Origin of the sequence: Haloarcula marina, assembly GCF_024218775.1 — an archaeon.
Classification (GTDB): domain Archaea; phylum Halobacteriota; class Halobacteria; order Halobacteriales; family Haloarculaceae; genus Haloarcula; species Haloarcula marina.
On sequence record NZ_CP100404.1, the window covers coordinates 398,076 to 411,669 of the forward strand.

Consider the following 13,594-nt stretch of genomic DNA (forward strand, 5'->3'; position numbering starts at 1 on the left):
ACTACTTGATACAAACGAGTGGCGGTCGTTCGGTTCCGGAAGTGACCGACCTCGAGCGCGCGATTCGGGCGGGGTGGTGTCGCTCGACCGACGGTGTCAAACGCGGTGACGCCGTAGCCACGCGCGATGAAGATTCGGCTGCTGGGCGGGGCCGACGAAATCGGCCGAAGCGCCGTCCTCGTCGACGACTCGCTCCTGCTCGACTACGGAATCGCGAGCGAGTCGCCCCCGCAGTATCCCGTCGGCGAGGTGGACCCCGACGCCGTCGTCGTCAGCCACGGCCACTTAGACCACGCGGGGGCGGTGCCGGCGCTGATGTCCAGCGGCGACCTCCCGCCGGTCCACTGGACGCCGCCGACCCGCGATTTGGCGACGACGCTCGCCGAGGACACGCTGAAGCTTCACGGGTCGACGCCGCGCTGTCCCTTTACCGACACGGACGTGCGCCGCCTCACGCAGGCGTCGGTGACCCACGGCTACGAGGAATCGTTCGAGGCCGCGGGCTACGAGGTGACGCTGTTCAACGCGGGGCATATCCCGGGGAGCGCGCACGTCCTCGTCGACGACGGGGACATCCGGTTGCTCTATACGGGCGACTTCCACACCGGCGACCAGCGCCTCGTCGCGCCGTCGACTGCCCGCCCGGAGGCAGACGCGGTCATCTGTGAGTCGACGTATTCGGACGTGACTCACGAGGCCCGCGACAGGGTGGAAAAACGGTTCGCCGAGAGCCTGCAACAGACGGTGTGGCAGGGCGGCACCGTCGTGGTACCGGCGTTCGCCATCGGCCGGACGCAGGAGGCGATGTTGGTGTGTAACGCGCACGACATCGACTGTTACGTGGACGGGATGGGCCAACGCGTCACCGAGCAGTTGAAGCGCCACCCCGAGTTTCTCCGGGACGCCGACGCCTTGCGGGGCGCGACGTCGAGCACCCGGTTCGTGACGGGCCGAGACGGGCAACGGAGACGCATCGCCGAGCAGAATACGGTGATAATCACCACGTCGGGGATGCTCAACGGTGGCCCAGCGATGACCTACGTCCCCGCTATCCGCCACCACCCGACGAACAAGGTGGCCCTCACCGGGTATCAGGTAGAGGGGACGCCGGGCCGCGAACTCCTCGAGACGGGCAGTGCCGAACTCGACGGCCGGGTGATGCCGGTCAGCGCGCAGGTGGAACTGCACCAGTTCTCGGCGCACGCCGACCGCGAGGGGCTATTCGACTTCCTCGATAGCTACCGGGAGGTGCCAGTCCTCGTCAACCACGGCGACCGGACGGGGGCCTTCGCCGGGGAACTCCGAGAAGACGGGTTCGCGGCGAGCGCGCCCGAACTCGGCGAGACGGTCCGGGTGTAATCAGTCGTCGGCCGCGTCGCGGGTCTTCAGCCACTCGTCCAGTAAGTCGCGGATGGCGGCGTCGCGGTTGTCGCGGTGGTCCGCGAACGCCTTCTCGTCGACTGCCTCGAGCACCGCTTCGTCCAGTTCGATTTCGACCGCTTCGAGGTCGAGATATGCCTCGTCCATCAGATTCGAACCGTGGGTGTCCGCGGGTAAATACCCTCGTCAGACGGGTGTCGGGCGTTCGTGTGACGCGGCCGAAACCGCCTTACTCGCCGACCGCTGGGACGGCGTAACAGCCGGTTCCGACCACGACGAAGCCGTAGCCACCGTCACGAAGCGCGCGTGCCGTCGCGGCCGGAACGGTCAGGTCGCCATCGTCATGGCGGGCCGCCTCGACGGCGTCGCGGTGGGTTCCATCGAGTTCGAGTCCCGCGACCGTCGGGCACGCGTCGCTCTCGCCGTCGACCCGTTCGAGGACACGCACTCGCTGGGTCGGGAAGTCGGCATGTCGCGTCTGTTCGAAGGCGTACTCGGTCCCGTCGTACGCCAGCACCGTTCCGTTCGGGCGATAGCCGCCCTCGGTCGAGTCGAACGCGTACTCGCCGAGCTCGATGCCACGAACCACGGCCGCGCGGTCTTCGGCGGGCAGCGCGGACACCGGGACGACCGTGTCGTTGCCCGCGTCGGTGACCGGGGTCACGTCGTACGTGTTCTCGTAGCCGCCGCCGCGAACCGCGTCGGTGACGGCGTAGGGCGTCCCGTCGACGGTGAGGCAGTCGAAGGCGGCCACTGGGCCCCACCAGTGACCGTCGCCCGCCGTCGTCGGGGCGTCGGCGGCGCTCGACCGGAGTGCGTCGGCCGCCGCGGGGAGCAGTCCGACCGTCGCGTCTGCGGGTACGCGTTCGGGTGGCGTCGGCGTGAGCGCGACCGGTGCGGGGGTCGCCGTGGTGGTCGGCGTCGCCGCGTCGCCGCCGAACTCGGCACAGCCACCGACCGCGACGGCCGCGAGCGACGCGAGGAAGGCGCGTCTGGAGGACACGGTTCGGGAATCGATGGCTCGCGGTAAGTGCCTTCTCGTGAACCGAGCGGTTCCGAGCGACTTATTGCCACCTCTGATAATCTCTGGATATGTCTCAGGGAATATCGCCGATAGAGGACCCGGTCGCCAGCGCCGGTGAGCGCGAACTGGTCGTCGGCGGGGACCGGCCGATTCGCATCTCGGCGGGCCACCGCCTCATGCACCACGACGGGAAGTGTTCCCGCCCTCACGGGCACAACTACGAGGTGAGCGTCCGCATCACCGGCGAGTTGACCGCGGAGGGGTGGGTCGTCGACAAGGGCGACGTGACGAGCGTCATCGACGAGTGGGACCACCGCTTCCTCGTCGAAGACGGCGACCCCCTGATAGCGGCCTTCGAGGACAGCGGCGACGGCGACGCCCTCGTCGTCCTCCCACACCCGCCGACGGCGGAGGTGATGGCGGCGACGCTGGAACACCGACTCGGCGAGCGCCTCCCGGACACCGTCTCGGACGTGTCCGTCACCGTCAGCGAGACGAGCGAACTCTGTACGCGCTGATGCCCGTCGCCAGCGACGCCGACGGCCTCGGACAAGCCGAGGATGGCGACCTCCCCATCAACGAACTGTTCTGCTCCCTGCAGGGCGAGGGCCGACTCGCGGGCGTCCCCTCCGTGTTCGTCCGCACGAGCGGTTGTAACCTCCGGTGCTGGTTCTGTGACTCCTATCACACCTCGTGGGAACCCAGCGGGGAGTGGCAGTGCGTCGAGGAAATCGTGGCCGCAGTTGAGGAGTACGACGCCGACCACGTCGTCCTGACGGGCGGCGAACCGCTGGTCCACGACGCCAGCGTCGACCTCCTCGACGCGCTGGACGGCCGGGGCTACCACACCACCGTCGAGACGAACGGGACCATCTTTCGCGAGGCACCTATCGACCTCGCGAGCGTCAGCCCGAAACTCGCCACCAGTACGCCGACCGCGGAGCGCGACCCGAAAGGCGAGGGCGAGTGGGCCGACCGCCACGAGGACCGACGCCTGGACGTGCCGACGCTCGCGGCCCTCGTCGACGCCTACGAGACGCAACTGAAGTTCGTCGTCACCGGCCCCGAAGACATGGCCGAAATAGAACGGCTCGTCTCGCGCGTGCGGGACGCCGCCGACACGCCGCTTCACGACCAGCAGGTCCTCCTGATGCCCGAGGGACAGACCCGTACCGAACTCGAAACCACCCGGAGCGTCGTCGCTGACCTCGCGTTGGAGTACGGCTATCGCTACACGCCGCGGCTCCACGTGGACCTCTGGAACGACGCGCCCGGGACCTGACCACCGACACCAACTCATGACCGACGACTCACGCGCCGTCGTCCTCGCCTCCGGCGGGATGGACAGCGCCACGGCGGCTTACGAGGCACAGGCACGCGGGTACGACCACCTGTATCTGCTCCACACCAGTTACGGGCAGAACACCGAACAGCGCGAGTACGAGTGTGCGGACGCGCTGGCCGAGTCGGTCGACGCGGCCGACTTCTGTCACGTCGAGACGAGTCATCTCCGGCAAATCGGCGGGTCGTCGCTGACCGACGACGAGATGGCCGTCGCCGAGGCCGACACCGACAGCGACGAGATTCCCAGTTCCTACGTCCCCTTCCGGAACGCGAACCTGCTGTCGATGGCCGTCTCCTACGCTGAGGCCAACGACTGCGGGGCCGTCTTCATCGGCGCACACAGCGAGGATTTCTCCGGCTATCCGGACTGTCGACCCGCCTTCTTCGAGGCGTTCCAGCGGGTGGTCGACGTGGGGACGAAACCCGAGACGGATATCACGCTGGTCGCGCCGTTCGTCGAGTGGTCGAAGACGGACATCGCCGAGCGCGGACTGGAACTGGGAGTTCCCTACGGGGAGACGTGGAGTTGCTACCGCAGCGACGAACCCGCCTGCGGGACCTGTGACGCCTGCGCGTTCCGCCTCGAAGCGTTCCAGCGCCTCGGCGAACGGGACCCGATAGCGTACGAGACGCGCCCGGATTACACCGCTCAGTCCTCGTAATCGGCGACGAGGCCGTCGAGGACGTACTCGGCGGAGGTGCGCGTCGTCGCCAGCGGCACGTCGTGCACGTCACAGATTCGCAACAGCGCGGAGATGTCGGGTTCGTGCGGTTGGGCGGTCAAGGGGTCCCGAAGGAAAATGATGCCGTCCATCCGGTCCTCGGCGACCAGCGCGCCGATTTGGGTGTCGCCGCCGAGCGGGCCGCTCTGCTTGCGGTCGATATCGAGACTCGTCTCGTCCATGATGCGCTGGCCGGTCGTTCCGGTGCCGACGAGGTCGAACCGGGCGAGTTCGTCCTCGTAGTCCCGCACGAGGTCGATCATCTCCGGCTTCTCGTCGTCGTGCGCGATGAGTGCCACGCGAGTCATGTCCCCCACGACACGGCCCGACGGGAAAGAGATACCGCCCTACGCGACGGTCACGTCGTTCTCGGCGGTGACGGTCACGTCGTGACCCTCCACCTCGAACGTAATCGACTCGGACTCACCCTCGCCCACCACGGCCCGCAGGTCCGCCTCGTCGACGTAGGACGCGATGGCGTCCACATCCGCCTCGGTGAGGGGGGTTTCCCGAAGCACCGCCGCGGTGATGACGTCGTCGGCGGGTTCGGGACTGACCCACTCCTCGTCGCCTTCCGGGTCGCCCGGAAGCATGTACACTGTGCCGTCCTCGGAGTTCATACCAGTCGATACTTCAGCGGAGGTAATAACGGGGCAGGCGTGGTTTCAGAACGTGAAACAACCGGCAGGTCACCGGTAGCGGGACCGGACGCGGGGCTGTGCCGGTTCGGCGAGCGTGTTCGAGACGAGCGTCTGTGTCCCCCGCCGAAGCCGTTCTGAGGCGGCCTGACTGGAGATGCCAAGTGCCGTCGCGAGGTCCGAGAGCGACGCGTCCCGGGGGACGGTGAAGTAGCCCCGCTCCAGCGCGAGCATGAGCACTTCGCGCTGTGGGTCGGTCAGCCCGAAGTCGTGGTCTCCCTCTTCGTCGATTGCGCGCACGTCCACGTCGAAGCCGTCCGCGACGAGGGCGTCGCGGAAACTGAGCACGTCGCTCCGGTCGGGGAACCGCGCCCGGACCGTCCAGTGGTCGTCGGCCAGTGACGCGCGGAGCAACGCCCCGTCGGCGGTGAGGAGGGCGCGGCCGACGCTCGAAAGCGGCGGGTCCGTCGTGTTCAGGACGTACCAGTGGCCGCCCGCTTCCGCCCCGGTGTACGACTGTCGGGTGAGGCTGTCGTCCGCCGCCAGCGCCTCGTCTATCTCGGACTTCGCATCGTGGTCGACCCAGACGACGGCGCGACACCCCGTTTCGGTACACTGCAGTTCGTCGAGGACAACGTCCGTCACCACGTCGGCGAGGGGGTGAAGGAACGCTGACTCGAATTGAAACTCAACCATCATGATTGGAGTACCGTCCGGGGGTTATATAAAGCTCTGCCAGCGGTACTCGGAATCGGTGCGGGAGAGGCGACCCGTTCGAGTGACTGTCAGAGGCACACCCGGGGCGCTCCCGAAACACCAAGTGGTATTACGGGAGAATACAAAATAAATCTATTTGATAGCTCGATGAGAGAAGTCGCTCGGCAACGCGCTCAGTCGAGATTCTCGCGCTGGTAGGACCCCTCGTAGGTCCCCGCGTGGGCCGCCTCGGCGAGGACGAGTTGCGCGATTCGCGCGCCGCGTTCCAGTTCGATGGGGTGGTGGACCTCCAGCAGTCCCTCGCCGCGGCCCTCGTAGCCGGCGTCCCACACCGCCGTATCCAGCATACAGGAATTTCGGAGCAGGGACGAGCGCGGGTAGAGGAAGCCGACGTGCCCCTCCGGAATGACCACGCGGTCGGCGTATTCGACGACGTAGCCACCCCGGTCCAGCGAGTACATGCCGTCCTCGGCGTCGAGTTCCCGACGCTCGCCGACGGTCTTCCCACCCCGTTCGATACGGCCCGGTTCGACCTGTTCGAACACCGCGCCAAGCGTCAGGTCGACGCCGTTCGGTTGCACCTGTGCGTCTCGCACGTCACCGAGTTTGTCGGCGACGAACTCCCCGCTCTTGAACATGGGAAGGCATGGACACCCCACAGCGAAAACATTGCTGTTCGTTCGATACGGCTCGAAACCGGGCGACGGCAGTAACGATTGGTGAAAAATAGGGTGGAATACGCGGGATTTATACGCTCGCACCGTCCACGTTCGGACGTTATGGGACAGACGCTCACGGAAAAGATTCTCGACGACCATCTCGTCGAAGGGGAGCTGACACCCGGCGAAGAGATCGGCATCGAGATCGACCAGGTGCTCACACAGGACACGACCGGTACGCTCGTTTGGCTGCAGTTCGAGGCTCTCGGCCTCGAAGAGGTCCAGACGGAACTGGCCGCCCAGTACTGTGACCACCAGACCTACCAGTTCGACTTCAAGAACACGGACGACCACCGCTTCCTCCGCTCGGCCGCGGGGACGTTCGGCGCGCACTTCTCCCGTCCCGGCAACGGTATCTGCCACAACGTCCACAAGGAGAACTTCGCCGCGCCCGGCAAGACGATGCTCGGGTCGGACTCCCACACGCCGACCCCCGGTGGCCTCGGCGAACTCGCTATCGGGTCCGGTGGCCTCGACGTGGCCGTCGCGATGGGCGGCGGCGCCTACTACATCGACATGCCGGAAGTCGTCAACGTCCGCCTCGAAGGCGAACTGCCCGAGTGGGCCACCGCCAAGGACGTCATCCTCGAGCTGCTCCGTCGCCTGTCGGTCAAGGGCGGCGTCGGCAAGGTGCTCGAATACACCGGCCCCGGCGTCGAGACGCTGACCGTCCCCGAGCGGACCACTATCACCAACATGGGCACCGAACTCGGTGCTACCTCCTCGATATTCCCGACCGACGAGCAGACCGAGGACTACCTCTCCCGCCTCGGCCGCGAGGACGAGTTCGTCGAAATCGGCCCCGACGAGGACGCCGAGTACGACGACGAAATCGTCGTCGACCTCTCGGACCTCGAACCGCTCATCGCCGAACCGTCGATGCCCGACAAGGTCGTGCCGGTCAGCGAGGTCGAGGGCGTCGACGTCGAGCAGGTCATCATCGGCTCCTGTACGAACGGTGCCTACGAGGACATCCTCCCGTCCGCGAAGATGCTCGAAGGGCGTAACATCGACAAGAAGACCGAGATGATCGTCGCACCCGGTTCGAAGGTCGCCTCCGAGATGCTGGCCCGACAGGGCTGGACCGCGGAGATGATGGCCGCCGGCGTCAACTTCTCCGAGGCGACGTGTGGTGCCTGTATCGGCATCGGCCACGTCCCGGCTTCGGATTCGGTCTCCCTGCGGACCTTCAACCGCAACTTCGAGGGTCGCTCCGGTATCGAGGACGACAACGTCTACCTCTGCTCGCCGGAAGTCGCCACCGCGGCCGCCCTCGCCGGCGAAATCGTCGACCCGCGCAACCTCGCCGAGGAACTCGGCGACCTCGAAGCGCCCGGTCTGGAGATGCCCGACGAGTACATCGGCAACTCCGAATCGGACCTCATCGCCCCCGACGAGGCCGTCGACGACGACCTCATCAAGGGCCCGAACATCGGCGACGTCCCGCTGAAGGACCCGCTCGAGACCGAAGTCGGCGGTGAAGCCCTCCTCAAGATGGAGGACAACATCACCACCGACCACATCATCCCGGCCACCCAGGACATCCTGATGTACCGGTCGAACATCCCGAAGCTCTCGGAGTTCACGCTCTCGCGCGTCGACGACACGTTCGCAGAGCGCGCGCTCGAATCCGACGGCGGCGTCCTCGTCGCAGGCGAGAACTACGGACAGGGCTCCTCGCGTGAACACGCGGCCCTCTGTCCGATGTACCTGGGCATCGAAGCCGTCTGTGCCCAGAGCTTCGCCCGCATCCACAAGGCGAACCTGTTCAACTTCGGTATCGTCCCCCTCGAAATCGACGAGGACACTTACGAGAAGATCGAGCAGGGCGACGACATCCAGATCGTCGACGACGTCGCCGAGGCCGTCCGCTCCGGGCAGGAAGAGTTCACCATCCGGATCAACGACGACTGGGAAGCGACCGCAGCGCTCGACGCCTCCGAGCGAGAGCGCGAAATCCTCGCCGCCGGTGGCAAACTGTCGCACACGAAGGCCCAGCACGAAGAGGGCGGCGCCGCACCCGCCGACGACTAATCGACGGCCGCGACCCGCGAAAAGCACGGTTCCGACGGCGGCTTTCGCCGTGTGACGGACGAACCTCGTTTTCTTTCGCTCCGTCTCGTGAGCGACTGCGACCCGCACTGAACCGAACGAGCCGGAGCACGTCGTTCTTCCTCGGGTGGCCGGCCGGCGCTCGGATTCGTTTGACGGTCGGTGGTGCGTGGCCCCGGGCCGTCTCAGCGTCCCGGAACCGCGTTCAGACAGTCGCGGACGAACGGGCGCGGGTCGTCGAGACTCAGGAAATCGAAGTGCGGTTGCGTGACCATCGACCCCAGCATCGTCCCGGCCGTCCGCGCGAGCGAGGGCTTGTCGACGAACGCGTACTCCTCGGTGGCGACGCTGAGCAGGTGGACGAGTTCGCCGCGGAGGAAGTGTGACGCCGTGCCGGGTCGATACGGGGGGTCGAACGGGCCGGTGTCGCCGGTCGCGAGTTGCCAGTAGTAGTACGGGTAGTCGACGCCCGCGTGGAGGTCACACGGGAGCGACGACCAGAACCGGGGATTTATCTCCAGCAGTTTGAACTCGCCGGTCTCCTCGTCGCCGATGAACCCCACGGACGCGAGGCCGTGCCACTCTAACTCGTCGAGGACCGCACGCGCCGCGTCCCAGAGTTCCGGGATGTCCACCGCCTCGTGGTAGACGCTGGGGCCGCGCGGGTACTTGAACCCGCGGCGGAGCGCCTTCTGCGTGCTGAACAGCGGTTCGCCCTCGTGGTAGAGCGCCCGGACCGTGTACTCCGTGCCGGGGACGTACTCCTGCACGATAGGGACGTGCCCCATCCGGTCGATGAGCGCATCCGTATCCGGGGGCTGGTTCGGCTGGAAGTACTGCGTCTTGGGCATCGAACGCGATTCCGTCGGCGGGATGTCGGCGACGTAGTGGTTGGTGAGAATACCGTACCGCCCCTTCGCGATGAGTCGTCTGTCCCAGTCGTCCACGTCGGTCAGCAGTTCGGTGTCCGGCACGGCGACCCCGGCGCGTTCGGCCGCCGCCACGAGTTCCACTCGGTCGTGTGCCCGCGCCAGCGTCTCCATCTCCGGCCAGACGACGTTCAAGTGTTCGGCGAACTCGTCCCGGTACTTCGCGAGGACGTAGATGTCCTCCTCGCGGACGGGCGCGATGGCTTTCACCGACGGCCGGGCGGCGAGGTCCAGCAGTACGTCGCGATACGACAGCAGGTCGGTGTACGGACTCGGGAGCATCACGCGCTCGTCGCAGTACTTCGAGTCGAATGCCGGGGACCGAGGGCTGTCGGATGCGACGATGGTTCTGATACCACGCTTCCCGAGCGACCGGACGACAGTGACCGCCCCGGGTGCGTCGTTCGAGATGACCACTACGGACTCCGCGGCGTCGTTCATATCCAGAGAGTGTCGTCGGGATAGGTAAGAATGAGACAGATAACCCGAAACAGGAGGTTACTAACTGCCGATGGGACCGGGTCGGCGCAGTGGCCCCGAACGACGTGCCGCTACGGAAACGCGACGAACGTCGCCCGTGCGTCGGTAGCCACCTCCTATGCGGCCGCGTTCACGAGGAGAGATCCGGCGTGGGATCAGATAGCGAGGAACTGCGTCACCAGCCACTTCGTGAACGTGCCGGTGATAGCGCCGATCCACGAGAGCACGACGAAGTGCATGTAGGTGTTGGCCTTGTGGCCGCCGTCGACGGTCCGAATCATCAGCGAGGAGAGCATCGCCGAGAACATGATGATGATGACCAGCAGGAACTCGATGAGCGGGATGTTGTAGACGCCCGTGTTGATGAGCGAGTTCACGTCGAGTCGGCTCCCGGCATTGAGGTCTAAAGACATCTGCGCGAGGATGTTGACGACCTGTAAGCCGATGAAGAAGGCGAACGTCGACGCCGCCGTAATCCCGTACAGCAGGCCGACCAAGGTGGTCGTCGCCTGTTTGCGCTTCTGCCGTAACTGGAGCACTTCGTTCATGTTGGCGGCGATGAGTTCGCCCAGTTGCTTCGGAGACCCCCCCATCTCGCGGCCGATGAGGTACATCTCCGAGAACGTCTGGATGAGGTAGGAGCGACAGTCGGCGGTGAAGTAGCGCCACGCCGCCGACGGTTCGATGCGCATGTTCAGGCGCTTGTACAGGTCGTCGATGTTCTGGGTCAGCGGACCGAAGTCCTTCTTGCGGAGTGTGCGAAGCACCATCCCGGTCGTCGACTGTTTCGCGCCCTCGGTGGCCCCAAGCGCGCGGATGAAACTCGGGAACTCCTCGTCGCGGGACTTGATGCGCTGTTCCTCCTGCCGGAAGACGATACCGGGGATAATCATCGGCGTGATGGGCGCGACGGCGTAGAACGGCAGCGGGACGCTGTCGAGGAAAAAGAGCAGGTCCCCCAGCGTAATCGGGGAGACGCCGAGCATCCCGCCGAGCGTGACGAACAGGAGCACCATCGAGAGGCCGACGCCAGCGTACATCGATTTATCGAGGCGCTCCTCGATGGGGGAGGGGTACTCCTCCGGGTGGTACCACACCGGGTCGTACGGGGCCATCGAGCGGATGGCGAGGAAGAATCCCGACTGGACGAAGACGAACATCACGATGACGGCGCTGACGGTCATCGTCGGGTTCGTCCCGGTCAGCACCGGCAGGACGACGGCGAACACGAGCGCGAACGTCATCGACAGAATCATCGACAGGTAGAGATCTTTCATCACTTCCAGACTGTCCAGCGAACTCCGGTAGACGGTGGTGTAGTGCTGGATAATCTGCTCTTGTTCGGACAGCAGGTAGTCCTCCAGTGACTGCCCCGCCCCGAGCGTGTAGGCCAGTCGGTCGAGGAAATCCGAGAAGGCGTCGCTCGGGACTTCCTTCGCGCGGCGACGACAGGCGTCGTCGAGGCTCTGGTTCCACGTGTCGACGAGTTGCGTGATACGATGCATCTCCATGGCGAGTTCGCCGTACTCGTCTTCTTTCGCGAGGGTGCGGAACACCTCCATGCGGTCGATTTTCGTCGTCGCCAACACCGTCATGTGGGTGATGAGGAGGTGAAAGCGGTTGTTGAGTTCGCGCTTGCGCTGGGAGAGTAGAATCTTCGGATAGAACACGGCCGACGCCATCGCGAGGAACCCGAGTAGCGGGATGGGCGCTCGAATCGTCATCGGTTGGTCTAACAGGAGCGCGGCGACCACCGAGAGGACGAAAAAGCCGACGGACGGTAACAGGATGAAAAAGAGATACCGCTCCAGCGGTATCGTCATCTGCCGGTAGGACTCGACCAACCCCTGGACCGTCTCGGTGATGGTCAGGTCGATGCCGTTGTCGGCTTCGCTCTGGGCCATCGTCAGTTGGGACGGCTGATGTTGAAGGGAATCCCTTCGATGCCGTCGCGCTGGAAGTCAGAGATGAAGTCGTTGACCTCGTGGTAGCCCAGAATCCCTTCCTGCATGGCGCGCTCTATCATGTTCGCGCGGAACTGCAGGTCGTCGTAGATGTCGCGGGTGTCCTCGTACCCCAACAGCGTCGCGATTTGCTCTTCGAGGACGTAGGAGTTGTTCATCCCCTGGAAGACGATTTCGTCCTCGACGGGGTCCCAGTTGAACACCTGCCGGGTGACGACCCCGTCCATCTCCTTGGAGTAGCCTTCGATTTCCTGGACGCTCGTGACCCGGCGCAGGACTTGGTCGCCCTGCTTGACGCGGTTCTGGAACAGGGCCACGTCGGCCACGTCCATGAACGTCTCGGGGACGTTGATGGGTTCGCCGGTGAAGCGCTGAATCATCGAGACGATGTCGCTCGCGTGGAAGGTCAGCATGACCGGGTGACCGGTCTGGGCGGCCTGGAAGGCCATCCGCCCCTCCTCGCCACGGACCTCGCCCACGATGATGTAGTCGGGGCGCGACCGCAGGGCGGCCGCGACGAGGTCGAACATGTCGATGCTCGTCCCCTCGTCTTCGCCCTCCCGGGTCAGCAGTTGCTGCCACGTGTTGTGCGGGGGCAGGACCTCGGCGGTGTCCTCCGCGGTGTATATCTTCGCGTCGTCAGGGATGAAGGAGGTGATGGCGTTCAGCGTCGTCGTCTTCCCGGACGCCGTCTCCCCGACGACGAACACGGTCTGTTCGTTCTCCAGACAGAGCCAGAGGTACGCCGCCAGTTCCGGCGAGAGGGTCATCCACTTCGTAATCTGGAACACCGACAGTGGGACTTCGTCGCCCTGCCGGATGGTGAGCGACGGGCCCTTGACGCTCACGTCGTCGGAGTAGATGAGGTTCAGACGCGACCCGTCGGGGAGCGTCGAGTCGACGATTGGGTCGGAGTCCGAGACGGGGTCGCCCATCCGTTCGCCCATGTTCCGAAGCCACTGGTCGAAGGCCTCCTCGCTCTTCCACTCCACGGTCGTCTCCAGCATGCCGTAGACGCCGTGGTCGACGTGGCACTCGCTGCGGCCGATGACGTGAATGTCCTCGTTGGCCGGGTCGCGCATCACCGGTTCCAGCGGGCCCAGACCAACGATGTCGCGGTTCAAGCGGTAGAGGATGTTCTCGTAGGTGGACTGGGTGACCTCGACGCTCCCGACGTTGGTGAGGTTCGACAGGCGGGTGAGGACGCCGCTGTCGCTGTCCTCGTCGCGAATCTTCGTCGTCTCCTGGAGGAGTTCCTCGATTCGGTCGTCGTATTCGGCCTCGTTTTCGGGGGCAGGCTTGTTGACGCTCTTCTGGAGGAGGCGGTTGCGGACCTTCCCGAAGACCGCTCGCTCGTCCTGGTCGAGTTCCGGTTCGATGGCGTAGTACTTCGTGTCTTGCCCCACGTCGCCGTAGACGTGACAGAAGATGGGACCGCCGACGGGGTAGAGGACGTTCGGCCGGTCGGACTCGAAGTCGCTGTCGGCCTCCTCGATGAGCATCGGGAACTCCCCGGTAATCTGCTTGAACTTCTTGAGGTGGTCTCGCAGGTGGGGCCGCCGGGCCGCAATCTGTCGAAGTTCGTCCGAGGGTTTCGCGCGTCCGTGGTCTGTCATGTCTTATGT

Annotated in this window: 14 protein-coding genes; 5 read left to right on the forward strand and 9 right to left on the reverse strand. The window is 65.4% G+C overall.

Translation table 11 applies throughout. The features are described from left to right. Positions 1 to 126 precede the first annotated feature (126 nt). The gene (locus tag NJQ44_RS02075; RefSeq protein WP_254273024.1) at positions 127 to 1,359 is read left to right on the forward strand and encodes an MBL fold metallo-hydrolase; all 1,233 of its coding nucleotides are present in this window, start codon (positions 127 to 129) and stop codon (positions 1,357 to 1,359) included. Here the strand turns inward: NJQ44_RS02075 and NJQ44_RS02080 are convergent, their stop codons facing one another. Together NJQ44_RS02080 and NJQ44_RS02085 are read right to left on the reverse strand one after the other, a co-directional pair. Next, positions 1,360 to 1,527, reverse strand: coding sequence for a ribbon-helix-helix protein, CopG family (locus NJQ44_RS02080; RefSeq protein WP_254273025.1), 168 nt, complete (start codon positions 1,525 to 1,527; stop codon positions 1,360 to 1,362). An 82-nt stretch (positions 1,528 to 1,609) separates the two neighbouring features. After that, the gene (locus NJQ44_RS02085) at positions 1,610 to 2,383 is read right to left on the reverse strand and encodes a hypothetical protein (RefSeq protein WP_254273026.1); all 774 of its coding nucleotides are present in this window, start codon (positions 2,381 to 2,383) and stop codon (positions 1,610 to 1,612) included. A gap of 89 nt (positions 2,384 to 2,472) precedes the next feature. On the opposite strand from NJQ44_RS02085, the gene NJQ44_RS02090 reads away from it, so the two are divergent. From NJQ44_RS02090 to queC, 3 genes are read left to right on the forward strand one after another with little or no spacing between them, the layout of a single operon-like run. Beyond that, on the forward strand, positions 2,473 to 2,922 hold the full coding sequence (locus tag NJQ44_RS02090; RefSeq protein ID WP_254273027.1) for a 6-pyruvoyl trahydropterin synthase family protein: 450 nt from the start codon (positions 2,473 to 2,475) through the stop codon (positions 2,920 to 2,922). Continuing rightward, positions 2,922 to 3,686 (forward strand): 7-carboxy-7-deazaguanine synthase QueE, encoded by a 765-nt coding sequence (locus NJQ44_RS02095; protein ID WP_254273028.1) that lies wholly within the window; start codon positions 2,922 to 2,924, stop codon positions 3,684 to 3,686. Before NJQ44_RS02090 ends, NJQ44_RS02095 begins: the two co-directional genes overlap by 1 nt. A gap of 16 nt (positions 3,687 to 3,702) precedes the next feature. Then, a complete protein-coding gene (gene queC, locus NJQ44_RS02100; RefSeq protein ID WP_254273029.1) occupies positions 3,703 to 4,410 on the forward strand; it encodes a 7-cyano-7-deazaguanine synthase QueC in 708 nt (235 codons plus the stop codon). On the opposite strand, the gene NJQ44_RS02105 is transcribed toward queC, so the two are convergent. From NJQ44_RS02105 to NJQ44_RS02120, 4 genes are all read right to left on the reverse strand, one after another. Then, on the reverse strand, positions 4,398 to 4,778 hold the full coding sequence (locus tag NJQ44_RS02105; protein ID WP_254273030.1) for a methylglyoxal synthase: 381 nt from the start codon (positions 4,776 to 4,778) through the stop codon (positions 4,398 to 4,400). The two genes, queC and NJQ44_RS02105, sit on opposite strands and share 13 nt — an antisense overlap. A 39-nt stretch (positions 4,779 to 4,817) precedes the next feature. After that, on the reverse strand, positions 4,818 to 5,090 hold the full coding sequence (locus NJQ44_RS02110; RefSeq protein WP_254273031.1) for a hypothetical protein: 273 nt from the start codon (positions 5,088 to 5,090) through the stop codon (positions 4,818 to 4,820). Between the two features lie 69 nt (positions 5,091 to 5,159). After that, complete coding sequence (locus tag NJQ44_RS02115; RefSeq protein WP_284440233.1) at positions 5,160 to 5,804, reverse strand: helix-turn-helix domain-containing protein; 645 nt, start codon at positions 5,802 to 5,804, stop codon at positions 5,160 to 5,162. Between the two features lie 194 nt (positions 5,805 to 5,998). Then, on the reverse strand, positions 5,999 to 6,463 hold the full coding sequence (locus NJQ44_RS02120) for a deoxyuridine 5'-triphosphate nucleotidohydrolase (protein WP_254273033.1): 465 nt from the start codon (positions 6,461 to 6,463) through the stop codon (positions 5,999 to 6,001). Between the two features lie 141 nt (positions 6,464 to 6,604). Between NJQ44_RS02120 and NJQ44_RS02125 the strand changes: the two genes are divergently transcribed. Then, positions 6,605 to 8,578, forward strand: a complete 1,974-nt coding sequence (locus tag NJQ44_RS02125) for an aconitate hydratase (RefSeq protein ID WP_254273034.1) — start codon at positions 6,605 to 6,607, stop codon at positions 8,576 to 8,578. 203 nt (positions 8,579 to 8,781) lie between these two features. On the opposite strand, the gene NJQ44_RS02130 is transcribed toward NJQ44_RS02125, so the two are convergent. The 3 genes from NJQ44_RS02130 to flaI form a co-directional block, all read right to left on the reverse strand. Further along, a complete protein-coding gene (locus tag NJQ44_RS02130) occupies positions 8,782 to 9,966 on the reverse strand; it encodes a carboxylate--amine ligase (protein WP_254273035.1) in 1,185 nt (394 codons plus the stop codon). Positions 9,967 to 10,160: 194 nt separating this feature from the next. After that, entirely contained in the window at positions 10,161 to 11,909 is a 1,749-nt protein-coding gene (gene arlJ, locus NJQ44_RS02135; protein WP_254273036.1) for an archaellar assembly protein ArlJ/FlaJ, read from the reverse strand. Between the two features lie 2 nt (positions 11,910 to 11,911). After that, complete coding sequence (gene flaI, locus NJQ44_RS02140) at positions 11,912 to 13,585, reverse strand: archaellum flagellar ATPase motor FlaI (RefSeq protein ID WP_254273037.1); 1,674 nt, start codon at positions 13,583 to 13,585, stop codon at positions 11,912 to 11,914. Positions 13,586 to 13,594: the final 9 nt, after the last annotated feature.